We start from the raw sequence: 22,181 nt of genomic DNA on the forward strand, positions 1-22,181 counted from the left end.
CACTAACACAGTCGCAGGAATTAGCAACATCCCCCCTATCAGGAGAGACGGCCCGCCAGCGACTGGCGTCGAGCGGCCTGTGACCTGATCTGCAAGCGGCGGGAATCGTCGGCCTTGCCCCACTCGCGGATTTCCGCCAGGGAACGTCCGCAGCCGACGCAAACGTCCGCATCGTCGAGGCAGCACAGGCGCCGGCAGGGCGAGGCCACCGCCGGCGGCGAAGCCTCAGAGGCCGGGGAACTCGACATCCTCGCCCCCCTGCTCCAGGGTCGCCCGGTTGAGCAGCGCGCCCAGCGGTTCCTGGCTGCCATCGTGGCGCCAGAGGCCGCTGGCCTCGTCGTAATCGAAGTGGAAGCCGCCCGACTTCGCCGCCACCCACAGCTGGCGCAACGGCGCCTGGCGGCTGAGGATCAGCTGCGAGCCGTTCTCGAAGCGTACGGTGAGCACGCCGCCGGCGTTCTCCAGGTCGAGGTCCAGGTCGCTGTCATCGAAGGCGTCTTCCACCTGCTGCTGGAGCGCATCGACCAGGTCGTGGAAACGCGCTTCATTCATCGTACTCATGCATTGCCTCGGCATTCGCTAACGGGAAAAAAGGCGGACGACTACCTTCGTCTTGCCCTATTCCGACAATTCTACGCTGGTATTGCCGTAGTCCGCGCTGTTTTGCCGCGACGCTCGCGGAAAACGCCGGCATCCCCTCTGCCGCAGGCCATTCCCCTGCAAGCCCCGGCACACCTGATCCGGCTCGCATAGGCAAGGCGCCGGGGGGTCGGTATACTCCGGAACAATTCACGTTTTCTACAAGGATTCCGTCATGAAGCGGCTGTTCCTGTCCTTCGTCGCGCTCGCCCTCCTCGCCGGCTCCATCGCCGCCTGCGGCCAGAAAGGCCCGCTGTACCTGCCGGACGACGAAAAAGCCAAGAAAGAACACAGCAAAGACCGCTACGGTTTCTGAGAGAGCGCCCATGGACACATTCAGTTACCGCGACGGTGAGCTGTTCGCGGAAGGGGTGGCGCTTTCCCGCATCGCCGAGCGTTTCGGCACGCCCACCTACGTCTATTCCCGCGCACACATCGAGGCCCAGTACCGCGCCTATGCCGATGCCCTCGCCGGCATGCCGCATCTGGTCTGCTTCGCGGTCAAGGCCAACTCCAACCTCGGGGTGCTGAATGTGCTGGCGCGCCTCGGCGCCGGTTTCGACATCGTTTCCCGCGGTGAGCTGGAGCGTGTCCTGGCCGCCGGCGGCGATCCGGCCAAGGTGGTGTTCTCCGGCGTCGGCAAGACCCGCGACGACATGCGCCGCGCCCTGGAAGTCGGCGTGCACTGCTTCAACGTCGAGTCCGGCGAAGAGCTGGAGCGCCTGCAACGGGTAGCTGCGGAACTCGGCGTGAAAGCGCCGGTATCGCTGCGGGTCAACCCGGACGTGGACGCCCAGACCCACCCCTATATCTCCACCGGCCTGAAAGAGAACAAGTTCGGCATCGCCATCGACGAGGCCGAGGCGGTCTACGCCCGCGCCGCCGAGCTTGACCACCTGGAGGTGATCGGCGTCGACTGCCACATCGGCTCGCAGTTGACCCAGCTGGAGCCCTTCCTCGACGCCCTCGAGCGCCTGCTCGGGCTGGTCGACCGCCTGGCCGGCAAAGGCATCGGCATTCGCCACCTGGACCTCGGTGGTGGCCTCGGGGTGCGCTACCGCGACGAACAGCCGCCGCTGGCCGGCGACTACATCCGCGCCATCCGCGAGCGCCTGCACGGCCGCGACCTGACCCTGGTGTTCGAGCCGGGCCGGTCCATCGTCGCCAACGCCGGCGTGCTGCTGACCCGTGTCGAGTACCTCAAGCACACCGAGCACAAGGATTTCGCCATCGTCGACGCGGCGATGAACGACCTGATCCGCCCGGCTCTCTACCAGGCCTGGATGGACGTGCAGGCGGTACGCCCGCGCGACGCCGCGCCGCGCCGCTACGACCTGGTCGGGCCGATCTGCGAGACCGGTGACTTCCTCGCCAAGGATCGCGACCTGGCGCTCGCCGAAGGCGACCTCCTGGCGGTGCGCTCGGCCGGCGCCTACGGCTTCGTCATGAGCTCGAACTACAACACCCGCGGCCGCGCCGCCGAGGTGCTGGTGGATGGCGAGCAGACCCACGAGGTCCGTCGCCGCGAGACCGTCCAAGAGCTCTACGCCGGCGAAAGCCTGCTGCCGCAGTGAGGCCCAGACCATGCTTTTGCGCTTCACCAAGATGCATGGCCTGGGCAACGACTTCATGGTCCTCGACCTGGTCAGCCAGCACGCCCATGTGCAGCCCAAGCACGTCAAGCTCTGGGGCGACCGCAACACCGGAATCGGCTTCGACCAGTTGCTGATCGTCGAAGCCCCGAGCAGCCCCGACGTCGACTTCCGCTACCGGATCTTCAACGCCGACGGCTCCGAGGTCGAGCAGTGCGGCAACGGCGCTCGCTGCTTCGCCCGCTTCGTTCAGGACAAGCGCCTGACGGTGAAGAAGAGCATCCGCGTAGAAACCAAGGGCGGCATCATCGAGCTGAATATCCGCCCGGACGGCCAGGTCACGGTGGACATGGGTCCGCCGCGCCTGGCCCCGGCCGAGATACCGTTCCAGGCCGAGCGCGAAGCCTTGTCCTATGAGATAGAGGTGAATGGCCAGCGCGTCGAACTGGCCGCGGTATCCATGGGCAATCCCCATGGCGTGCTGCGCGTCGAGAACGTCGACAGCGCACCGGTACACAGCCTCGGTCCGCAACTGGAAGTCCATCCGCGCTTCCCGAAGAAGGCCAACATCGGCTTCCTCCAGGTGCTCGATCCGCACCATGCGCGCCTGCGCGTCTGGGAGCGCGGCGTCGGCGAGACCCAAGCCTGCGGCACCGGCGCCTGCGCCGCGGCGGTTGCCGGGATTCGCCAGGGCTGGCTGCAATCGCCGGTGCAGATCGACCTCCCCGGCGGCCGCCTGCACATCGAGTGGGCAGGTCCCGGCCAGCCCGTTATGATGACCGGGCCTGCCGTCCGCGTGTATGAAGGCCAGGTCCGCCTGTAAGGGCCGTCGCCCGCGAGAACCGAGACGCTTATGACCGAGAAAAGCCAGGAACCGACAGCAGCGCTGGACGCCGAGCAGGTGGCCGCCTATCTGAGCCAGCACCCGGAGTTCTTCGTCGAGCATGACGAGCTGATCCCCGAGTTGCGCATCCCACACCAGCCCGGCGACGCAGTGTCGCTGGTGGAGCGCCAGGTACGCCTGCTGCGCGAGCGCAACATCGAGATGCGCCACCGGCTCTCGCAACTGATGGACGTGGCCCGCGAGAACGACCGCCTGTTCGACAAGACCCGCCGCCTGGTCCTCGACCTGCTCGACGCCACCAGCCTGGAAGACGTGGTCAGTACCGTCGAGGACAGCCTGCGCCACGAGTTCCAGGTGCCCTACGTGAGCCTGATCCTGTTCAGCGACAGTAGCGTCTCGGTGGGCCGCTCGGTGAGCAGCGCGGAGGCGCACCAGGCCATCGGCGGCCTGCTCTCCGGCGGCAAGACCGTCTGCGGCGTGCTGCGTCCGCACGAACTGGCGTTCCTCTTCGGCGAGAGCGACCGCGACGAGATCGGCTCCGCAGCGGTGGTCTCCCTGAGTTTCCAGGGCCTGCACGGCGTGCTCGCCATCGGCAGTCCCGATCCGCAGCATTACAAGAGTTCCCTCGGCACCCTGTTCCTCGGCTACGTCGCCGAGGTCCTGGCCCGCGTGCTGCCGCGTTTCTCCTCGCCGCTGCGCTCGGTCCGCTGAGCGCGGCGGGCGGTCCGAGATGCGCGCCGACCTGGATGCCTTCCTCGAACATCTGCGCAGCGAGCGCCAGGTCTCCGCGCACACCCTCGACGGCTACCGCCGCGACCTGCTGAAGATCCTCGCCCTCGCCGAAAAGGCCGGGCTCTCCGACTGGAACGCCCTCGACACCCGCAGCCTGCGCACCTTCGTCGCCCGCCTGCACCAGCAGGGCCAGTCCAGCCGCAGCCTGGCACGGCTGCTCTCGGCGACGCGCGGCCTCTACCAGTACCTGCTACGCGAAGGGCGCTGCCGGCACGACCCTGCCAACGGCCTGAGCGCGCCGAAGAGTCCGCGCAAGCTGCCCAGGACCCTCGACGCCGACCGCGCCCTGCAATTGCTCGACGGTGCCGTGGAGGATGACTTCATCGCCCGCCGCGACCAGGCCCTGCTGGAGCTGTTCTATTCCTCCGGGCTGCGCCTCTCGGAACTGGTCGGCCTCGATCTCGAATGGCTGGACCTCAAGGAAGGCCTGGTGCGAGTGCGCGGCAAGGGCAACAAGGTCCGCGAGCTGCCGGTCGGCAAGGCCGCGCGCCAGGCGCTCGAAGCCTGGCTGCCGCTGCGCGCCCAGGCCGCTCCGGAAGACGGTGCGGTGTTCATCGGTCGCGGCGGCAAGCGCCTGACGCCGCGGGCGATCCAGCTGCGGGTGCGCCAGGCCGGCGTCCGCGAGCTGGGCCAGCACCTGCACCCGCACATGCTGCGGCACTCCTTCGCCAGCCATCTGCTGGAGTCGTCCGGCGACCTGCGCGCCGTGCAGGAACTGCTCGGCCACGCCGACATCGCCACGACCCAGATCTATACCCACCTGGACTTCCAGCACCTGGCCTCGGTCTACGACCGCGCCCATCCCCGCGCCAAGCGCAAGGGCAACGCCGATGGAGGCAACGACCCATGAGCAGCCTGCGACTGATCACCTTCGACCTCGACGACACCCTGTGGGACGTCGCCCCGGTGATGAACAACGCCGAGGCCCTGCTCCGCGAATGGCTGGCGAGCAACGCGGCGCGCCTGGGTCCGGTACCCATCGAGCACTTGTGGGCGATCCGCACCCGCCTGCTGGATCGCGAGCCGATGCTGCGCCACCGTCTCAGCGAGCTGCGCCGGCGCATCCTGTTCCATGCCCTGCTCGACGCCGGTTATCCACAGGCGGAGGCGGAAAGCCTGGCCGAGGCCGGTTTCCAGGTATTCCTCGAAGCGCGCCACCGGGTCACCCTGTTTCCCGAGGTCCACCCGACCCTGGAGATCCTCGCCGACCGCTTCACCCTCGGCGTGCTCACCAACGGCAACGCCGACGTGCGCCGCCTGGGCCTGGCCGACTACTTCCGGTTCGCCCTCTGCGCCGAGGAACTGGGCGTCGGCAAGCCCGACCCGACGCCATTCCGCGAAGCCCTGAAGCGCGCCGGCGTCGAGGCCTCGGCAGCGGTACACATCGGCGACCACCCCAGCGACGACATCGCCGGAGCGCGCCGCGCCGGCATGCGTGCCATCTGGTTCAACCCAAGCGGCAAGCCCTGGGCCGGGGAGGAAGAGCCGAGCGCGGAGATCCGCAGCCTCGCCGAGCTGCCGGCCCTGCTCGCCCGCCTGCAATGACGGACCGGGCCCCCGGTCGCGGGTAGCGCCTAGGCACGCGAAGCGCTGGCCTTTAAGCGCCCGACCCCGCGCAAGATGGAAAACGCCACCGCAACGGCAGCCAACGTCAGCGACACGCCGAAAAGCAGCAACGCCGTCGACGCACCGAAGCGATCCGCGATCAACCCGGTGAAGATCACCGGCAGGCTGAAGCCGAGGTAGGCCAACAGGAAGTAGCCCGCGCTGGCCCGCGGCTTTTCCGCACCGGCCAGGACATTCACCGCCGACAGCCCGCCCAGGTAGGTGAAGCCGTAGCAGGAACTGCTCGCGCCCAGCGCACCGAACAGCACCGCAGCCAGTGAGCCGTGGATCGCGCCCCAGGCCAGCAGGGCATAGCTCGGCGGCAGGATCACCAGCCCCAGGCAGGTCGCCGAGGCCGGCGCCATCCGCCGCGCCAGCGGCTGGAACAGCAGGCCGCAGCTGATCACGGTGAAGGTCGAGAAGCCCGACCAGCGCGCCAGCCCGTGGGCCGCCAGCAGCGAAGGCAGGACCGCGATGACCAGACCCACAGTGGCCCATGCCAGCAGGATCGAGAGGCCGTACGGCAGGCTGCCGGCGGGAAAGAACGGCAGCCACAGCATCGGCGTATCGCGCCCGCGCGGCGCCTCGTCCGGCAGGCCCGCCACCGCCGCCAGGGCCACGCAGGCCAGTCCCAGCTGGACCCAGAAGCTGCCGGGCACCAGGCTCTCCCGGAACAGCAGGAACAGACTGGTCAGTGCCGCGCCGAGGCCGAAGCCGAGCGAGGTGCTGGCGGTCACCCAGTTGGCCGAGGTGCGAGAATCCCCGCCCGCGATCAGTTCGCTCATGTAGGCCGTCCCGGTGGCCGATGCCAGGGCCGTGCCGACGCCGAGCAACAGGCGCGCCACGCCGAGCGCCTCCAGGCGCGGCCAGAGCGCCATCACCAGGGTGGCCACCATCGACAGCAGCAGCGCGACGACGATCGGCGGCTTGCGCCCGATCCGATCGGACAACCCGCCGAGTACCAGCAGCACCGGCAGTACGCCGAGCACATAGCCGGAGAAAGCGCTGGCGGTAGCTGCCGCGCCGTAGCCGGAAAGCTCCGCGTAGGCGGTGTACAGCGGCGCCTGGAGGTTCACCGCCAAGGTGATCAGGCACAGGCCGAAGGCCAGGCATGCGGCGTGGCGACGGGTATTGCTCATGCGTTTCTCCGTTCAAGGGCCTGCCGCGGCAGAGCGGTGGGCATTGGCTAGCCCGCGAGAAGAGGCGTCGACTATCCGGCGCGGCGGCGCTACGGAACAAGTAACAGCTGTTCGGATTTGTGCTTAACTGTTCGCCCCAAAAGACCAAACAGTGAGTCAGGCATGCACCTCCGGATCGACCGCAATGCCAGCGAGCCGCTGGTGCAGCAGATCGTCGCAGGGGTCAGCGGCTGGATCCGCGGCAATCGCGTCCGCGCCGGCACGCGGATTCCGTCGATACGCCAGTTGGCCAGGGAAAACCAGCTCAGCCAGTCCAGCGTGATCGAGGCCTACGACCGCCTGGTCGCCCTGGGGATGCTGGAATCGCGGCACGGCTCGGGGTTCTTCGTCGCCGAGGCGCCCGCCGCCACTACCGACCTCGACAGCGAATGGCACGAAGGCGCGGAAAACGCATGGGGCCAGTTCAGCGGCAGCTCGACGAAACTCAAGCTCGGCTGCGGCTGGATTCCGGACAGTTGGCGGGAAGTCGAGGAACTCAGCTACGCGATCCGCCAGGTCGCCCGCAGCGAACTCGCCGGGCTGTTCGACTACAGCACTCCGCTGGGCCTGCCGGCGCTGCGCCAGCACATCCAGAAACGCCTGCGGCTGATCGATATCCATGTCGACCCGGAGCAGATCCTCACCACCACCGGCGCCAGCCATGCCCTCGACCTGTTGGTACGCACGCTGCTCAAGCCGGGCGACGTGGTGGTGGTGGAGAACCCCGGCTACTACAACCTGTTCAACCTGCTGAAGTTCCACGGGGTGAAGATGCTCGGCGTGCCGCGCACCCGCCACGGCCCGGACACCGCCGCGCTGGAGACGATCCTCCGCGCGCACAAGCCGAAGTTCCTTTTCACCAACAGCATGTACCACAACCCCACCGGCACCAGCCTCAGCCCCTCAGTGGCCCACCGCGTGCTGCAACTGGCCGAGCAGCATGATTTCCACATCGTCGAGGATGACATCTACGCCGACTTCCAGAACGGCCCCAGCACCCGCCTGGCAACCCTCGATTCGCTGCGCCGGGTGATCTACCTGGCGAGCTTTTCGAAGACCCTCAGTTGCTCGCTACGGGTCGGCTACCTGATCGCCGGCCCCGAGCTGATCCGGCGCCTGGCGGATGTGAAGATGTACACCAGCATCGGCAGCCAGCGCTTCGCCGAATGCGTGGTCTCGACCATGCTCGCCAACGGCAGTTACCGCAAGCTGGTGCAACGCCTGCGCCAGCGCCTGACCCGGCAGATGGCGGCGACCCTGCGGGTGCTTGGGGACAACGGCTGGGAGGTGTTCGCCGAACCGGTCGGCGGGATGTTCGTCTGGGCCCGTATCGGCGACTACCCGTTCGCCGAATTGCAGGCCGTGGCGACACGCCTGGACGTGCTGCTGTCGCCGGGCAGCGGCTTCAGCCCGGAAGGCGAGGAGAGCGACTGGCTGCGTATCAACATCGCCTATGCCAGCGACCCGCGGGCCCTGGCGTTCTTCGAGGCGTTCGGGTGAGGCGCGCTCTTGCCCTCCCCTGCCTCACTGGTAGTCGAGCAGGATCACCATCGCGGCCAGGACCGAGCCGGGCGTGATTTTCTCGGCGGTCTGCACATAGGACGCTTTCATCGGGATCCAGTAAGCCCCGCCGGTGTTCTTGTCGTACGCGGTCACCGGCAACGAGAGTCCCATCCGTAGCGGCACGCCGGCCTCGTCGGTGACCCGGATCGATACGCCGGTCGCGGTGCTGCCCGCCAGGCGCGGCAATACACCCGAGCCTTCGGCCACCGCGCCCCCCACCGCTTGAAGGCTGTAGCCGACGCGGTTGTACCCGCGAGGACAGCCGGCCACTACCAGATTGAACGGGGTAACGGCCGCGTAGGTGCCGACGCCGTTCAGCCGGGCGGCAGCGATCGACTGCAGCTTCACGGTCTGGTCGGCGACCTGGCAGGTCGCATTGATCGTGGTGACGCTCCCGGTCAACCTGATGGAGGAGGTGCCAGACGCGATAAGCCCGTCCTTGTAGGTAATGAGGAAGTACGAGTTGAAGGCTCCGCTCGCGAACTGGCCGTCGGAGAGCGGCGTCGAGTTGCGGAACAACTGGATCTCCGCGATTTGCGAGAAAGTGCCCTTGAAACGGCTGCTCGCCGGTATGCCATCCAGCAGCAGGCGCACCGAGAGGCCCGGCACGTTGGTATTCAGGTCCGGACCATCGACCGGGTCCCAGACACTTCCCTTGTTGTACAGAGAGACGCCGATGAGATCGCAGCTGGGCTTGCCGCACAGTTGCATGGGAGTGAACGTGTAGCGCGACATGACACTTCCCTCGGGAAGGATCGAGGGCACGGCGATATCGCGGCCGCCGAAAGCGTACAGATTGGCAGCCATGCTGGTGCCGGCGGGAACGAACAGGACTGCCGCGAGCAGCAGGGTTCGACGGAACGTCTTGAACTCCATGGGATGACAACCGATGTGTCCGGCATGTCCGGGAAAATCCGCCGGAACCGGAGTGAACTTGATGGGTGGCTAATCTTTTCAGAACACCTGGAAAGGAGCCATAAGACAGGACCTACACGGCTCCGCGAATCCGCCTAAGAATCGCTAGGAAAATTCTTAAGCAAGCTCTACAGCTCGCTCTCCGGCAACCCCGGACGTCGCTTGGAGCGCCTGGATGGCAAGCAGCTTCGGTTGACGATGTGGAACGGTAGCGCTGCCACCGGAAAGGAAAAGGCCTTGGCCCGTCGCCAGCCGTGCCTGAACAGGCGAAAGATCGGCTCGCCAACCGGGATGCGGCGGGGCGAGATGCCCGTCAAAGTGACCGGCGCCATAGCACAAGGCCCGCCATCCCTTGCGGGAGGCGGGCCTTGGGATGGCGCGAAATCAGATGGGGCGGCTGCCGTACTTGCTGTCCGGCTTCTTCGGCGGATCGGCCACCACGTTGGGTTCGATCTCCTGCACCTTTCCACCGCGGGAAAGGAACTCCTCCATCGCCTTGGCGAGGGCGTCACGCTCTTTCTGCTTGGCTTCGACCGAGGGCAGCTCCTCTTCCACCACGGCGGCTTTCGCCTTCTTCCCGGGGGCGGGGGCCTCGTCGCCGTCGCCGCTGTCCGCTTCGCCGTCGTCGGCCGCGGCCAGCTCTTCGCCGTCGTCCTCGTCAGCGCCGTCCAGCTCGTCCTGTTCCAGTTCTTCTTCGCTCATGGTCAACCTCTCGGTGCTGCAAAAGCAGGTTAGTTATAGCCCAGCCGCGCGTTTTGATGAGCGCCGCCGGAAAAAATTCATACTGACTCGCCCTGCCAGGTGGCGAGCACGCGCCGTGCCCCGCCCCTGTCCCGGTGTTCACCGAGATAGATCCCCTGCCAGGTGCCCAGTGCCAACCCTCCCGACTGTATCGGCAGGGTCAGTTGGCAGCCCAGCAGGCTGGCCTTGAAATGCGCCGGAAGGTCGTCCGGACCTTCGTCGTTGTGTTCATAGCCGACTTCGCCGCGTGGCGCCAGCCGCTCGAAAAAACGCTCGAAATCCCGGCGTACGGCAGGATCGGCATTTTCATTCAGGGTCAGTGAAGCCGACGTATGTTGCAAAAGCAGGTGCAGCAGGCCGACCCGGCACCGCCGAAGCTCCGGCAAGGCGTCGAGTATCTCCTCGGTGACGAGGTGAAAGCCCCGCGGACGCGGGCGCAAGGTGATCAGGGTCTGCTGCCACATGCTGCTGTTCCAAATCGGCTCCGATCCGTCGCGCCGCGCATTCTAGCGCGGCATTTGAAAAAGCAAAGAGCGTAAGAGGCAGACCTGTGAAAGCTGATGGTGGCGCAGTCCGCTGGCAGTCACTGAAAGACCGGTTGCGGAAAGGTGGTGGCAGTCGCGGGAAGCGCCCAGGACTTTCGACGCACAAGGGCATGGCGTTCGGCGAAGGCGAGCGCGGGAGGCAAACCGACGCCCGGCGGAAAGCCGGGCGCCGGCAGGTATTACAGGTTGTAGCCGCGCTCGTTGTGCAGCGCCAGGTCGAGGCCGACCGCTTCCTCTTCCTCGGTGACCCGCAGGCCCATGACCAGGTCCAGCACCTTGAGGATCACGAAGGTCACCACGGCGGTGTAGACCACGGTGAAGGCCACGCCCTTGAACTGCACGAAGAACTGCGCGCCGATGTCCTCCACGCTGCCGAAGCCGCCCAGCGACGGCGCCGCGAAGATCCCGGTGAGCAGCGCGCCGACGATACCGCCGACCGCATGTACGCCGAAGGCGTCGAGGGAATCGTCGTATTTCAGCGCGCGCTTGAGACTGGTGGCGGCGAAGAAACAGATCACCCCGGAGGCCAGGCCGATCACCAGCGCGCCCATCGGACCGGCGGTGCCGGCGGCCGGGGTGATGGCCACCAGACCGGCGACCACGCCGGACGCGATGCCCAGGGCGCTCGGCTTGCCGTGGGTGATCCACTCGGCGAACATCCAGGCCAGGGCCGCGGCGGCGGTGGCGATCTGGGTCACCAGCATGGCCATCCCGGCGGTGCCGTTGGCGGCGGCGGCGGAACCGGCGTTGAAACCGAACCAGCCGATCCACAGCATGGCCGCCCCGACCAAGGTGTAGCCGAGGTTGTGCGGCGCCATCGGCGTGGTCGGGTAGCCCTTGCGCTTGCCCAGCACCAGGCAGGCGACCAGACCGGCGATACCGGCGTTGATGTGCACCACGGTGCCGCCGGCGAAGTCCAGCACGCCCCAGTCCCACATCAGGGCGCCGTCACCGCTCCAGACCATGTGCGCGATCGGCGCGTAGACCACGGTGAACCAGACCGCCATGAAGATCAGCATCGCCGAGAACTTCATGCGCTCGGCGAAGGCGCCGACGATCAGCGCCGGAGTGATGATCGCGAAGGTCATCTGGAAGGTGATGAACACGCTTTCCGGGAACAGCGCGGTGGCGGAAGTCAGGCCGTCGGCGGTGAGACCGCTGAGGAAGGCCTTGTCCAGTCCGCCGACGAAGGAATTGAAGTTGAGGACGCCCTTCTCCATCCCGGCGGTATCGAACGCCAGGCTGTAGCCATAGACCACCCAGAGAATGGTGATCAGGCCGGTGATGGCGAAGCACTGCATCATGATCGACAGCACGTTCTTCGCTCGCACCATGCCGCCGTAGAACAGCGCCAGGCCGGGGATGGTCATGAGCAGGACGAGCGCAGTGGAGATCAGCATCCAGGCGGTGTCGCCGCTGTTCAGGACGGGCTCCTCGGCGGCCAGGGCGACGCCCGGCAAAGCGAGGGACAATAGGGCTCCTAGCCCTGCGATCTTACGCAGAGTCATGTTGGTATTCTCCTGGGGCTTTTGGGGGTTCGGTTGGGCTTAGATCGCGTCGGTATCGGTTTCGCCGGTACGGATGCGGATGGCCTGTTCCAGGTTCACCACGAAGATCTTGCCGTCACCGATCTTGCCGGTATTGGCCGCCTTGGTGATCGCCTCGATGACGCGGTCCAGCTGGTCGTCGGCGATCGCCACGTCGATCTTCACCTTGGGCAGGAAGTCGACGACGTACTCGGCGCCGCGATACAGCTCGGTGTGGCCCTTTTGCCGGCCGAAACCCTTGACCTCGGTCACCGTGATGCCCTGCACACCGATCTCGGACAACGACTCGCGGACGTCGTCCAACTTGAACGGCTTGATGATGGCAGTGACTAGCTTCATGAAACTCTCTCCCGTGTTTGGTGGACTCGCCCCAGGAAAACGAACCCGAGGACAGTCTAAGCGCAGTGTCTGGCTTTGTAACGCGCCGGTCCCTCTGGGAAGCATGATCGGGACCCTCCGCCCCGACCTGGCCCTGCTGCGGCCGTTCGATGCCGCAACCTGCCGGCCTCCCGCAACCGCCTCATCTGCCGCACCGGTACTGCTTCAGTGCACGCCTCACACCGGCCAAAGCAGAAAGCTTGCCAGCTCCGGCAAATCCGCCGGATTTCAAGCCCTTAGCCGCCAACCCGGGGATAGTGCGGAACGCCGGCCTCCGGGCGGCGCACCAAATAGGCGCAGACGCGCTCCGACAGTTGCGCAAAAAGTGTGCAATGGCCCTCCCGCGAGCGCCGCCGACATCGTGCTAGACTGCCGCCCACTCGTTACCGGAACCCTCGCCATGCTGCCGCCCAAAGCCGTCTTCGAAGCCCTCAGCCAACAAGCCAGCCGCCTGTTCGCCGGCGAATCGCCGTTGCCCAAGGCCGAGCTGGAGTCGCAGTTCCGCGCCCTGATGCAGAGCGCTTTCAGCAAGCTCGACCTGGTCAGCCGCGAGGAATTCGACAGCCAGATGCTGGTCCTCGCCCGCACCCGCGCACGGCTGGAAGCCCTGGAGGCCAAGGTGGCGGAACTCGAAAGCAAGCTGACGCCGCCCGCCGACTGATCCTCCCCCCTGCGAGCGGCGTGAGATCAAGGAGCGATCCATGTCCCTGGCGATTGTCCACAGCCGAGCCCAGGTCGGCGTCGAAGCCCCCTGCGTCAGCGTCGAGGCGCACCTGGCCAACGGCCTGCCTTCGCTGACCCTGGTCGGCCTGCCGGAAACCGCGGTGCGCGAGAGCAAGGACCGCGTGCGCAGCGCCCTGCTCAATGCCGGTTTCGACTTCCCCGCGCGGCGCATCACCCTCAACCTCGCCCCCGCCGACCTACCCAAGGACGGCGGTCGCTTCGACCTGGCCATCGCACTCGGCATCCTCGCCGCCAGCGGCCAGTTGCCCGGCACCGCCCTCGACGGCCTGGAGTGCCTCGGCGAACTGGCCCTGTCCGGGGCGATCCGGCCAGTGCGAGGCGTATTGCCGGCCGCGCTGGCGGCGCGCGACGCAAGGCGCGTTCTGGTGGTACCGAAGGAAAATGCCGAAGAGGCCAGCCTGGCCAGCGGGCTGACGGTGTTCGCCGTGGACCACCTGCTGGAGATCGCCGGACACCTCTCCGGCCAGGCCCCGCTGCCGCCCTACCAGGCCCGCGGCCTGCTCCGCGCGCCCTTCCCTTATCCAGACCTGGCCGAGGTCCAGGGCCAGGCCGCCGCCAAGCGCGCCCTGCTGGTGGCCGCCGCCGGCGCGCACAACCTGTTGCTCAGCGGCCCGCCGGGCACCGGCAAGACCCTCCTGGCCAGCCGCCTGCCCGGCCTGCTGCCGGCGCTCGACGAGGACGAAGCCCTGGAGGTCGCGGCGATCCATTCGGTGGCCAGCCACGTCCCCCTCAGGCACTGGCCGCAGCGACCGTTCCGCCAGCCGCACCACTCCGCCTCCGCGCCGGCCCTGGTCGGCGGCGGCAGCCGCCCGCAGCCGGGCGAGATCACCCTGGCGCACCAGGGCGTGCTGTTCCTCGACGAACTGCCGGAGTTCGAGCGCAAGGTCCTGGAGGTCCTGCGCGAGCCGCTGGAAAGCGGCGAGATCGTCATTGCCCGGGCCAACGGCCGGGTACGTTTCCCGGCGCGCTTCCAACTGGTGGCGGCGATGAATCCCTGTCCCTGTGGCTACCTCGGCGATCCCAGTGGCCGCTGCCGCTGCACCCCGGAACAGGTCCAGCGCTACCGGGGCAAGCTGTCCGGACCGCTGCTCGATCGCATCGACCTGCACGTCAGCGTGCTCCGCGAAAGCACCAGCCTGCAGCCAGGACACGGCGAAACCGCTACCGCCGAGGTCAGCGAACGGGTGGGCGCCGCACGGCAACGGCAACTGGCCCGCCAGGGCTGCGCCAATGCCCATCTCGATCTCCAGGCGATGCACCGCAATTGTGCACTCGCCGAAGCGGACCGCCGCTGGCTGGAGGCTGCCGGAGAGCGCCTGGAACTTTCCTTGCGCGCCTTGCATCGCATACTCAAGGTGGCCCGGACGCTGGCCGACCTGGAGCGCATCGATGCCATCGAACGCCGGCACCTGGCGGAAGCCCTGCAGTATCGGGCAATGACCTCCACGTGAAGCGTAATAATTCAGCAAAGCTATCGATTAAGGCTTTTCGAATCAAATTAGCTATCACGATGTGTTAGGCTGTTTCGTCTTCCGCCTTCGGCGGGCAATCCGATCACAAGGAGAGCTAGCTTACATGGAGACACCCACTACCCCCCGGAGCACCCTGAATCCTCCGGTCTTCTATACCTCCGCCGCCCTGATCCTGGCCCTGGTGCTGTTTACCGTCCTCCTCCAGGAAGAAGCGCAATCGCTGTTCAACCACGTCCAGCAATGGATCATCACCAACGCCAGCTGGTTCTACGTACTGGCCGTGGCGCTGATCCTGATCAGCGTGGTGTTCCTCGCCGTCAGCCGCTACGGCGACATCAAGCTCGGCCCCGACCACAGTCGTCCCGACTACCGCAACACCACCTGGTTCGCCATGCTGTTCTCCGCCGGCATGGGCATCGGCCTGATGTTCTTCGGCGTTGCCGAACCGGTGATGCACTTCACCACCCCGCCGGTGGGCGAGCCGAACACCGTGCAGGCGGCGAAGGAAGCGATGAAGCTGACCTTCTTCCACTGGGGCCTGCATGCCTGGGCGATCTACGCCATCGTCGCGCTGATCCTGGCCTTCTTCAGCTATCGCCACGGCCTGCCGCTGACCCTGCGCTCGGCGCTGTATCCGCTGATCGGCGAACGTATCTACGGCCCCATCGGCCACGCGGTGGATATCTTCGCGATCATCGGCACCGTGTTCGGCGTGGCGACTTCGCTCGGCTACGGCGTGCTGCAGATCAACAGCGGCCTGCACCACCTGTTCGGCTGGCCGGTAAACCAGACCGTGCAGATCGCCCTGATCGCCGCCACCTGCGGCCTCGCCACGCTCTCGGTGGCCAGCGGACTGGACCGCGGCATCCGCATCCTGTCCGAACTGAACCTGAGCCTGGCGGTGATCCTGCTGCTCTTCGTGCTGGTCCTCGGGCCGACCGTGTTTCTCCTGCAGACCTACGTGCAGAACACCGGGGCCTACCTGTCCGACATCGTCAACAAGACCTTCAACCTGTACGCCTACGAGCCCACCGACTGGATCGGCGGCTGGACCCTGCTGTACTGGGGCTGGTGGCTGTCCTGGTCGCCCTTCGTCGGCCTGTTCATCGCCCGTATCTCGCGCGGCCGCACCATCCGCGAGTTCGTCTGCGGCGTGCTGTTCGTCCCGGCCGGCTTCACCCTGCTGTGGATGACGGTGTTCGGCGATACCGCCATCCACATGGTCCTGCAGGAGGGCTTCACCCAGTTGGCCGAAGTGGTCAACCAGGACAGTTCGGTGGCGCTGTTCGCCTTCCTCGAGCACTTCCCGCTGGGCAGCGTGATCTCGCTGGTGGCGGTGCTGATGGTGGTGGTGTTCTTCGTCACCTCGGCCGACTCCGGCGCGCTGGTGGTGGACATGCTAGCCTCCAGCGGCAAGGACCACTCGCCGCTCTGGCAGCGGATATTCTGGTCGGTGCTGATGGGCGTGGTGGCCATCGCCCTGCTCCTCGCCGATGGCCTCAAGGCGCTGCAAACCGCGACCATCGCCAGCGCGCTGCCATTCTCCATCGTGCTCCTGGCGTCGATCTGGGGCCTGTTCAAGGCGCTGCACCTGGATGCCACCAAGCGCGGCATCCGCTACCAGGCGCTGACCTTCTCCCGCCCCACCACGCGCAGCGGCGCAAGCGAGGGCGACGGTTGGCAGCGCCGCCTGCGCAACATCGCCATGTTCCCAAGGCGCAGCCACGTCAACCGCTTCATCACCGATGTGGCGCGACCGGCCTGCGAGGACGTCGCCGCCGAACTGCGCAAGCAGGGCTACGAAGTCCAGGTGCAGGACGGCGAGGACGGCCGGGTTCGGCTGGAAGTCAGCCACGGCGGCGAGGTCGATTTCATCTACGAGGTGCGTCCGCGCGCCTTCACCACGCCGAGCTTCGTGATGCGCGACACCGAGGACAGCAGCGAGTCGCGCAAGTATTTCCGCGCCGAGGTCCATCTCCAGGAAGGCGGCCAGGACTACGACATCATGGGCTGGAGCCGCGACGGCGTGATCGGCGACATCCTCGACCAGTACGAGCGGCACATGCACTTCCTGCACGTGGTGCGCTGAGGGATGCGGGGGCCGGCCAATGCCGGCCCCTCGCCGTTTCGCCTACTGGATCTGCTCCGGAGTGACGATCACCCAGTTCCTGTCCGCCGTCACCGGCAGGCCGGCCTTGGCCTGTGCGGCGGAATGCTGCTTGATCATGCCGTTGATCTGCTCCATGTACTTGGCCTTGCGGTTGACCCACAGGTGCACGCCGTTTTCCGCGGTGCCGTTGAACAGCATGTAACCGTCGCTGTCCGGGGTATCGCCGGCGACCAGGATCGGCCGCTTCCAACGGTCGATGTAGGTGAGGATCGCAGCCTGCTTGCCGGCCATCCAGGTCGCCGGGGTCCACAGGTAGGGGGTCACCTCCAGGTCGAGGTTGGCCTTGGGATCGTACTTGCCCTCGGCGATCTGCTTGCGCGCAGTGGTCAGCTCGCCGGTCTTGCGGTTCTTCAGCAGGGTGGTGACGCCGATGACGTTCTCCGGCTTGGCGTTGTAGCCATACCTGGGGTCCGCCGCGACCATCCGCACCAGTTCCTCATGGGCCGCGCTGATCACGTAGACCTCGATGCCGTTTTCCATCAGCTTGTTGTACAGCTCGCGCTGGCCGCTGAACACGCGCGGCGGCTCGACGTCGAGCGTGGCGAGCTTGTCGCCGTCGTAATAGGTGGCGGGGATCGGCTTGCCGTAGGCCATCAGTTCGTCGACATAGCCCTTCAGTTCCCTGAGGGTGAAGCCTGAGAACACCTGGGCGACCCAGGGATAGCAGACCATGTCGTCGATCTCGCAAAGCCGGTAGTAGTAGCTGAACAGGCTCTCCTTGTGCCCGGCCTGGTCCTTGAACGGGATCAGTTTCAGCGAAGGGTCGAGCCTGTCGCGGGTCAGCACGCCCTTCATTTCCAGATAGGGCAGCAGCGATTCTTCCAGGTCGTAGCGATAGCTGGTGTTGTCCATGTCGAACACGGCATAGGCGCCCTTGTTCGCGTTGGCCTCGATCAGTGCATTCAGTTGCCTGGCGGCGGGGGCCGGCCAGTGCTCGAGTTCGGTGGCGCTGGCCTGGCCGACTGCGGCGGCGAGCGCCAGCGCGGCGAGTATTCCTTTGGCGAAGGTCATGGCGGGTTCCTTTGGGCGGTTGGAAGGAAGCTCCGTCCCCTGCCGCTCCCGACAGGCAACGACCAACGACCCTAGCGCAAACCCTGCGCCCGGCCCAGCGACGGCAGCGACCTGTAACGTCGCGTCAGCGCCAGGAGTTGTCCGGCGGCGTCACGCCAGCCGCTCGACGACGGGCAGACGCATCGCCGCCACCTCCGCGAGGAGGAAGTCGCGCAATCGCTGGAAGCGTTCCTGTCCCCTGCGGGCACGAGGCCAGACCAGGTGATAGCTTTCGCCGCTGGCCACCGCCACCGGCCAGGGCAGGCCGATGCGGCCCTGGGCGACATCCTCGGCGACCATCACCAGGTCGCCGATGGACACGCCATAGCCTCGCGCGGCGGCGACGATGCCCAGTTCCAGCGTGTCGAACACCTGGCCGCCCTTGAGCGACACCTCCTCCCCCAGCCCGGTCCGTTGCAGCCAGCGTCGCCAGTCGCGACGATCCGGCGTGGGGTGCAGCAACTCGCTGTCACGCAGGCGTTGGAGGGTCCAGGGCTCCACGGCCTCGTCGGGATCGCAGACCGGCACCAGCCATTCGGCGAACAGCGCTGCCGTTTCCCATTCCGGGCTGAACTGGCCGCTGCCCAGCAACACCGCGCAGTCGAAAGGCTCGCGCTGGAAGTCCACCGAGTCCACATCCATCCAGGCACTGGTGAGCTGCACCTCGATATCCGGGTTCAGGTGGCGGAAGCGGCTCAGGCGCGGTAGCAGCCAGCGCAGGGTAAGGGTGGAAGGCGCCTTCAGGCGCAGGGTGGCGTCGTCCACACGCAGGGCGGTGCAGGCCCGTTCCAGCGCATCGAAGCCGTCGCGCAGCCCGGGCAGCAGCAGGCGTGCCGGCTCGGTCAGCTGCAACTGGCGGCCATGGCGCTCGAACAGACGACAACCGAAGTGCTCCTCCAGGGTACGGATGTGCCGGCTCACCGCGCTCTGGGTTATCGCCAGTTCCTCGCCGGCGCGGGTGAAAGAGGCGTGCCGGGCGGCAGCCTCGAAGGCGCGCAGGGCATACAGCGGGGGCAGGCGACGGGTCATTGGGGAATTACCTCTTTCATGACTTTTACTCATGCCTGGCATCTTGTTTTTCCTTTTGTGGAGCCATGCCAGTCGCACCGAGAATAGCCGCATTCTCAACGCCGACAGGCCATCGCGGCAACCATCTCCTCCTGAGCCTTACTCATCCATGTCCTCGCCATCCCTCGTCGAACTCAAAGCCATCCTGCGCCTGGCGGGCCCGTTGATCGCCGCCCAGCTGGCCTATGTCGCCATGGTCTTCACCGACACCGTGATGATGGGCAAGCTCGGCCCCGACGCGCTGGCCGCCGGCGGCCTGGGCGCGGTCAGCTACGCCTTCGTCTCGACGTTCTGTGTCGGCGTGGTGGCAGCGGTCGGCAACCTGGTGGCGATCCGTCACGGCTGCGACGACGCCGCTGGCGCCGCCGCGGCCGCTCGCTCCGGACTCTGGGTCGGCGCCGCGCTGGCCCTGGCCGCCGGCCTGCTGCTATGGAACCTGCGGCCGCTGCTCCTGGTCTTCGGCCAGGCGCCGCAGACGGTGGACGGCGCCATGCAGTTCCTCCACAGCCTGACATTCGCCCTGCCCGGCTACATGGCCTTCATGGTCCTGCGCGGCTTCACCAGCGCCATCGACCGCGCCGGCCCGGTGATGGCGATCAGCGTGCTCGGCGCGCTGGCCAACCTGGCTCTCAACTATTCCTTCATAGAAGGCCTGTTCGGCCTGCCGCGCCTGGGCCTGGCCGGTATCGGCCTGGTCACCGCCCTCGTCATGAACTGCATGCCGCTGCTGCTGGCCCTGTATATCCGCCTGCAGCCGGCCTATACCGAGTACTCGCTGCTGCGCGGACTGGGACGGCCGCAGCGGGCGATGGTCGAGGAGATACTGCGCCTGGGGCTGCCCATCGGTGGCACCTACGCGGTGGAGTCGGGGATGTTCACGGTCGCCACCCTGTGCATGGGCATCATCGGCGATCACGCCCTGGCCGCGCACCAGATCGCCATCCAGGCGGTATACGTGGCGTTCATGGTGCCGGTGGGGTTGTCGTACGCCACCACCTACCGCATCGGCCAGCATTTCGGCGCCGGCCGCCTGCTCGAAGCACGCCGCGCCGGGCGTGTCGGCATCGGCTTCGGCGCGCTGTGCATGCTGCTCTTCGCCGGGCTCTTCTGGTGGATGCCGGAGGCCATCATCGGCCTGTTCCTCGACCGCGACGCCCCGGCCAACCGGGAGGTGGCCGCGATGGCCGTCTCGCTGCTGGCGATCGCCGCCTGGTTCGAGCTGTTCGACGGCACCCAGAACGTCGCCATGGGCGCGATCCGCGGTCTCAAGGACGCCCGCACCACCTTCCTGGTCGGCCTGGCCTGCTACTGGCTGGTCGGCGTGCCGCTGGCCTGCCTGCTGGCGTTCGCGGCCGGCTGGGGCGCCGCGGGCGTCTGGTGGGGGCTGGCCGGCGGCCTGGCCTGCGCGGCCATCGGCCTGACCCTGGCCTTCGAGTGGAAGACCGCGCGGTTGCTGCCGAAAGCCACGGCCAGCGAGGCGTCGGCGCTCAATTGCCGAGCGGCTGGCCGCGGTGCGCCGAGCGCTCGCCGATGCCCAGGAAACGCGCCAGTTCCGCCAACGGCAGCGGCGGACTGATCCAGTAGCCTTGCACCTGGTCGCAACCGAAATCGCGCAACTGCTCCTGCTGGCGCAGGGTCTCCACGCCTTCGGCAACCACTTCCAGGTTGAGGTTGTGCGCCAGGTTGATCATCGCCCGCACCAGTTGGAAGTTTTCCGCCCGCTGGTCCATGCCGCCGACGAAGCTGCGGTCGATCTTCAACAGGGTGATCGGCAGGCTATTGAGGTGGACGAAGGACGAGAAACCGGTGCCGAAGTCGTCCAGCGAAAAGCGCACGCCCAGTTGGCCGAGCGCCTGCATGGTCTGCAGCACCTGGTCGCTGCGCCGCATCACGGCGGTCTCGGTCAGTTCGAACTCGAGCCAGCGCGCGTCGACGCCGTGCTCTTCGATCAACCGTTGCAGGGTCGGCAGCAACTGGCTGTCCTGGAACTGGCGGAACGACAGGTTCACCGCCATGTGCAACGGCTCCAGGCCGCGCCCGTTGAGCCACTGCATGTCGCGCAGGGCGCGGGCGATGACCCAGTAGCCGAGCGGCACGATCAGCCCGCTCTCCTCGGCCAGCGGGACGAACTCGCTGGGCGTGAGCAGGCCCCGCTCGCCGTGGCGCCAGCGCACCAGCGCCTCCAGGCCGACGATGCGCCCGCTGTCCAGGCACAGTCGCGGCTGGTAGTGCAGCTCCAGCTCGTCGCGACGCAGCGCCCGGCGCAGTTCGGCTTCGAGGTCGGCGAGGCTGCGCACGCCACGGTTGATGCGTTCGTCGAAGACATGGAAGGTGCAACCCTGGCGGCTCTTGGCCTGCTGCATGGCGATGTGCGCATGCCACATCAGCGGGTCGGCGCCTTCGTCGGCACGGGCGTGGGCGAGTCCCAGGCTGCAACCCAGCAACAGGCTCTCGCCATCGATCCAGTAGGGCTCGCCGAGGCATTCGACGATGCGTTCGGCGACCCGCTCGGCGCGTTGCGGATCGCGACGGGTGTCCAGCAGCAGGGCGAACTCGTCGCTGCCCAGGCGCGCCAGGCTGTCGCCGTTCTCCATGAAGCCGCGCAGGCGGTTGACCACCTGCAGGATCAGGCGGTCGCCGCCCTGGTGGCCGAGGGAATCGTTGACGTGACGGAAGTTGTCCAGGTCGAGGTGGCCGAGCACCAGGCCACGCCCGTCGAATTCGCTGAGGCGCGCCGCGAGCAGGGTCTGGAAGCCCTGGCGGTTGGCGATGCCGGTCAGCGGATCCTGCTCGGCGAGCAGTTGCAGGGTCGCCTGCAAACCCAGGCGCTCGCGCGCGTAGCGCAGGCAGCGGCGCAGGCTGTCCTCGGAGAGCTGTTCGGCGGCCAGCCAGTCGACCACCCCAACCGGCGTCTGCGCCGGCTCCTGCTGCAACAGCAGGATCACCGGCCAGGGACAGGGAGTCCCCAGCGGCAGGCAGGCCGGCGTGGCCAGGAGCAGCCCCCGGGGCTCGGCGGCGAACAGGGTGGCCGCGCCCTCCCAGGTGGTGACGATGCTCAGCGAAAAGGCAGGCCCCAGCGCTCTCAGGCGTTCACCTAGCAGTGGCGCCCAGTCCGGCGTATCCGCCAGAAGGAGCAGGCGCAAGGGTTCTGCGGGCGCTGACAAGCAACCTCCAAAGTTTTAAGAATCTTCGTAAAGAACGAACGGCATCATCCTAATGCGGTAGGGAATCTACAGCAAAATGGCGTGAACGATCTCGGGATCGGTCACAGCTTGCACGCTAATTCTCGCGGATGCCAGCCAGCCTGTTAGAATACGTCCCCGCTTCAACCCTCTCTT

Annotated in this window: 22 protein-coding genes; 11 read left to right on the top strand and 11 right to left on the bottom strand. The window is 67.0% G+C overall.

The annotated features are described in order from the left end of the window. Positions 1-38: 38 nt before the first annotated feature. Positions 39-248, bottom strand: coding sequence for a DUF1289 domain-containing protein (locus ACM0M4_RS29460; RefSeq protein ID WP_003161172.1), 210 nt, complete (start codon positions 246-248; stop codon positions 39-41). After that, entirely contained in the window at positions 226-561 is a 336-nt protein-coding gene (cyaY, locus tag ACM0M4_RS29465) for an iron donor protein CyaY (RefSeq protein ID WP_003121284.1), read from the bottom strand. Before cyaY ends, ACM0M4_RS29460 begins: the two co-directional genes overlap by 23 nt. A 253-nt stretch (positions 562-814) precedes the next feature. Between cyaY and lptM the strand changes: the two genes are divergently transcribed. Genes lptM through ACM0M4_RS29495 form a run of 6 tightly spaced genes read left to right on the top strand, consistent with a single transcriptional unit; the run spans position 815 to position 5,412 of the window. Then, entirely contained in the window at positions 815-955 is a 141-nt protein-coding gene (gene lptM, locus ACM0M4_RS29470) for an LPS translocon maturation chaperone LptM (protein ID WP_003096430.1), read from the top strand. A gap of 10 nt (positions 956-965) precedes the next feature. Continuing rightward, on the top strand, positions 966-2,213 hold the full coding sequence (gene lysA, locus ACM0M4_RS29475; RefSeq protein WP_003118055.1) for a diaminopimelate decarboxylase: 1,248 nt from the start codon (positions 966-968) through the stop codon (positions 2,211-2,213). Between the two features lie 10 nt (positions 2,214-2,223). Further along, positions 2,224-3,054 carry a diaminopimelate epimerase gene (dapF, locus tag ACM0M4_RS29480; protein WP_003114344.1) on the top strand — a complete coding sequence of 277 codons (831 nt, stop codon included), beginning with the start codon at positions 2,224-2,226 and terminating at the stop codon, positions 3,052-3,054. Between the two features lie 30 nt (positions 3,055-3,084). Continuing rightward, complete coding sequence (locus ACM0M4_RS29485) at positions 3,085-3,786, top strand: DUF484 family protein (RefSeq protein ID WP_003096433.1); 702 nt, start codon at positions 3,085-3,087, stop codon at positions 3,784-3,786. 19 nt (positions 3,787-3,805) lie between these two features. Continuing rightward, positions 3,806-4,717, top strand: coding sequence for a tyrosine recombinase XerC (xerC, locus tag ACM0M4_RS29490; RefSeq protein ID WP_003096434.1), 912 nt, complete (start codon positions 3,806-3,808; stop codon positions 4,715-4,717). Then, complete coding sequence (locus ACM0M4_RS29495; protein WP_003121285.1) at positions 4,714-5,412, top strand: HAD family hydrolase; 699 nt, start codon at positions 4,714-4,716, stop codon at positions 5,410-5,412. The genes xerC and ACM0M4_RS29495 overlap by 4 nt, the downstream gene beginning before the upstream one ends. A gap of 29 nt (positions 5,413-5,441) precedes the next feature. Here the strand turns inward: ACM0M4_RS29495 and ACM0M4_RS29500 are convergent, their stop codons facing one another. After that, positions 5,442-6,611, bottom strand: coding sequence for an MFS transporter (locus ACM0M4_RS29500; RefSeq protein WP_221345456.1), 1,170 nt, complete (start codon positions 6,609-6,611; stop codon positions 5,442-5,444). A 162-nt stretch (positions 6,612-6,773) separates the two neighbouring features. Here ACM0M4_RS29500 and ACM0M4_RS29505 point away from each other — a divergent pair, with 162 nt between their 5' ends. Then, entirely contained in the window at positions 6,774-8,150 is a 1,377-nt protein-coding gene (locus ACM0M4_RS29505) for a PLP-dependent aminotransferase family protein (protein WP_003098233.1), read from the top strand. 24 nt (positions 8,151-8,174) lie between these two features. Here ACM0M4_RS29505 and ACM0M4_RS29510 read toward each other — a convergent pair whose 3' ends face one another. From ACM0M4_RS29510 to glnK, 5 genes are all read right to left on the bottom strand, one after another. After that, a complete protein-coding gene (locus ACM0M4_RS29510) occupies positions 8,175-9,089 on the bottom strand; it encodes a fimbrial protein (RefSeq protein WP_003114348.1) in 915 nt (304 codons plus the stop codon). 423 nt (positions 9,090-9,512) lie between these two features. After that, positions 9,513-9,830 carry a transcriptional regulator SutA gene (sutA, locus tag ACM0M4_RS29515; RefSeq protein ID WP_003098240.1) on the bottom strand — a complete coding sequence of 106 codons (318 nt, stop codon included), beginning with the start codon at positions 9,828-9,830 and terminating at the stop codon, positions 9,513-9,515. Between the two features lie 77 nt (positions 9,831-9,907). Continuing rightward, positions 9,908-10,333 carry a secondary thiamine-phosphate synthase enzyme YjbQ gene (locus tag ACM0M4_RS29520; protein WP_003096441.1) on the bottom strand — a complete coding sequence of 142 codons (426 nt, stop codon included), beginning with the start codon at positions 10,331-10,333 and terminating at the stop codon, positions 9,908-9,910. 260 nt (positions 10,334-10,593) lie between these two features. Continuing rightward, positions 10,594-11,922, bottom strand: a complete 1,329-nt coding sequence (locus ACM0M4_RS29525; RefSeq protein WP_003109815.1) for an ammonium transporter — start codon at positions 11,920-11,922, stop codon at positions 10,594-10,596. A gap of 39 nt (positions 11,923-11,961) precedes the next feature. Further along, positions 11,962-12,300 carry a P-II family nitrogen regulator gene (gene glnK, locus ACM0M4_RS29530; protein ID WP_003096476.1) on the bottom strand — a complete coding sequence of 113 codons (339 nt, stop codon included), beginning with the start codon at positions 12,298-12,300 and terminating at the stop codon, positions 11,962-11,964. A gap of 439 nt (positions 12,301-12,739) precedes the next feature. On the opposite strand from glnK, the gene ACM0M4_RS29535 reads away from it, so the two are divergent. From ACM0M4_RS29535 to betT, 3 genes are all read left to right on the top strand, one after another. Next, positions 12,740-13,000 carry an accessory factor UbiK family protein gene (locus ACM0M4_RS29535; protein WP_003096478.1) on the top strand — a complete coding sequence of 87 codons (261 nt, stop codon included), beginning with the start codon at positions 12,740-12,742 and terminating at the stop codon, positions 12,998-13,000. 40 nt (positions 13,001-13,040) lie between these two features. Beyond that, complete coding sequence (locus tag ACM0M4_RS29540) at positions 13,041-14,534, top strand: YifB family Mg chelatase-like AAA ATPase (protein ID WP_003098248.1); 1,494 nt, start codon at positions 13,041-13,043, stop codon at positions 14,532-14,534. A gap of 124 nt (positions 14,535-14,658) precedes the next feature. Continuing rightward, on the top strand, positions 14,659-16,644 hold the full coding sequence (gene betT, locus ACM0M4_RS29545) for a choline BCCT transporter BetT (protein ID WP_003096496.1): 1,986 nt from the start codon (positions 14,659-14,661) through the stop codon (positions 16,642-16,644). Between the two features lie 42 nt (positions 16,645-16,686). Here the strand turns inward: betT and pchP are convergent, their stop codons facing one another. Continuing rightward, complete coding sequence (gene pchP / locus ACM0M4_RS29550; RefSeq protein ID WP_003110458.1) at positions 16,687-17,736, bottom strand: phosphorylcholine phosphatase; 1,050 nt, start codon at positions 17,734-17,736, stop codon at positions 16,687-16,689. A 150-nt stretch (positions 17,737-17,886) separates the two neighbouring features. Then, a complete protein-coding gene (locus ACM0M4_RS29555; RefSeq protein WP_003098255.1) occupies positions 17,887-18,804 on the bottom strand; it encodes a LysR substrate-binding domain-containing protein in 918 nt (305 codons plus the stop codon). 148 nt (positions 18,805-18,952) lie between these two features. Here ACM0M4_RS29555 and ACM0M4_RS29560 point away from each other — a divergent pair, with 148 nt between their 5' ends. Next, positions 18,953-20,419 (top strand): NorM family multidrug efflux MATE transporter, encoded by a 1,467-nt coding sequence (locus tag ACM0M4_RS29560; protein WP_016254044.1) that lies wholly within the window; start codon positions 18,953-18,955, stop codon positions 20,417-20,419. On the opposite strand, the gene ACM0M4_RS29565 is transcribed toward ACM0M4_RS29560, so the two are convergent. Continuing rightward, the gene (locus tag ACM0M4_RS29565) at positions 20,331-22,007 is read right to left on the bottom strand and encodes a putative bifunctional diguanylate cyclase/phosphodiesterase (protein WP_031756745.1); all 1,677 of its coding nucleotides are present in this window, start codon (positions 22,005-22,007) and stop codon (positions 20,331-20,333) included. The genes ACM0M4_RS29560 and ACM0M4_RS29565 overlap by 89 nt on opposite strands. Between the last annotated feature and the right edge of the window lie 174 nt (positions 22,008-22,181).

Source organism: Pseudomonas sp. 18-147 (assembly GCF_051048045.1).
GTDB lineage: Bacteria > Pseudomonadota > Gammaproteobacteria > Pseudomonadales > Pseudomonadaceae > Pseudomonas > Pseudomonas aeruginosa.

Excerpts from the sequence above, each read along its gene's own strand:
- ACM0M4_RS29460 (WP_003161172.1), bottom strand. The coding sequence starts at position 248 with ATGTCGAGTTCCCCGGCCTCTGAGGCTTCGCCGCCGGCGGTGGCCTCG.
- cyaY (WP_003121284.1), bottom strand. The coding sequence starts at position 561 with ATGAGTACGATGAATGAAGCGCGTTTCCACGACCTGGTCGATGCGCTC.
- lptM (WP_003096430.1), top strand. The coding sequence starts at position 815 with ATGAAGCGGCTGTTCCTGTCCTTCGTCGCGCTCGCCCTCCTCGCCGGC.
- lysA (WP_003118055.1), top strand. The coding sequence starts at position 966 with ATGGACACATTCAGTTACCGCGACGGTGAGCTGTTCGCGGAAGGGGTG.
- dapF (WP_003114344.1), top strand. The coding sequence starts at position 2,224 with ATGCTTTTGCGCTTCACCAAGATGCATGGCCTGGGCAACGACTTCATG.
- ACM0M4_RS29485 (WP_003096433.1), top strand. The coding sequence starts at position 3,085 with ATGACCGAGAAAAGCCAGGAACCGACAGCAGCGCTGGACGCCGAGCAG.
- xerC (WP_003096434.1), top strand. The coding sequence starts at position 3,806 with ATGCGCGCCGACCTGGATGCCTTCCTCGAACATCTGCGCAGCGAGCGC.
- ACM0M4_RS29495 (WP_003121285.1), top strand. The coding sequence starts at position 4,714 with ATGAGCAGCCTGCGACTGATCACCTTCGACCTCGACGACACCCTGTGG.
- ACM0M4_RS29500 (WP_221345456.1), bottom strand. The coding sequence starts at position 6,611 with ATGAGCAATACCCGTCGCCACGCCGCATGCCTGGCCTTCGGCCTGTGC.
- ACM0M4_RS29505 (WP_003098233.1), top strand. The coding sequence starts at position 6,774 with ATGCACCTCCGGATCGACCGCAATGCCAGCGAGCCGCTGGTGCAGCAG.
- ACM0M4_RS29510 (WP_003114348.1), bottom strand. The coding sequence starts at position 9,089 with ATGGAGTTCAAGACGTTCCGTCGAACCCTGCTGCTCGCGGCAGTCCTG.
- sutA (WP_003098240.1), bottom strand. The coding sequence starts at position 9,830 with ATGAGCGAAGAAGAACTGGAACAGGACGAGCTGGACGGCGCTGACGAG.
- ACM0M4_RS29520 (WP_003096441.1), bottom strand. The coding sequence starts at position 10,333 with ATGTGGCAGCAGACCCTGATCACCTTGCGCCCGCGTCCGCGGGGCTTT.
- ACM0M4_RS29525 (WP_003109815.1), bottom strand. The coding sequence starts at position 11,922 with ATGACTCTGCGTAAGATCGCAGGGCTAGGAGCCCTATTGTCCCTCGCT.
- glnK (WP_003096476.1), bottom strand. The coding sequence starts at position 12,300 with ATGAAGCTAGTCACTGCCATCATCAAGCCGTTCAAGTTGGACGACGTC.
- ACM0M4_RS29535 (WP_003096478.1), top strand. The coding sequence starts at position 12,740 with ATGCTGCCGCCCAAAGCCGTCTTCGAAGCCCTCAGCCAACAAGCCAGC.
- ACM0M4_RS29540 (WP_003098248.1), top strand. The coding sequence starts at position 13,041 with ATGTCCCTGGCGATTGTCCACAGCCGAGCCCAGGTCGGCGTCGAAGCC.
- betT (WP_003096496.1), top strand. The coding sequence starts at position 14,659 with ATGGAGACACCCACTACCCCCCGGAGCACCCTGAATCCTCCGGTCTTC.
- pchP (WP_003110458.1), bottom strand. The coding sequence starts at position 17,736 with ATGACCTTCGCCAAAGGAATACTCGCCGCGCTGGCGCTCGCCGCCGCA.
- ACM0M4_RS29555 (WP_003098255.1), bottom strand. The coding sequence starts at position 18,804 with ATGACCCGTCGCCTGCCCCCGCTGTATGCCCTGCGCGCCTTCGAGGCT.
- ACM0M4_RS29560 (WP_016254044.1), top strand. The coding sequence starts at position 18,953 with ATGTCCTCGCCATCCCTCGTCGAACTCAAAGCCATCCTGCGCCTGGCG.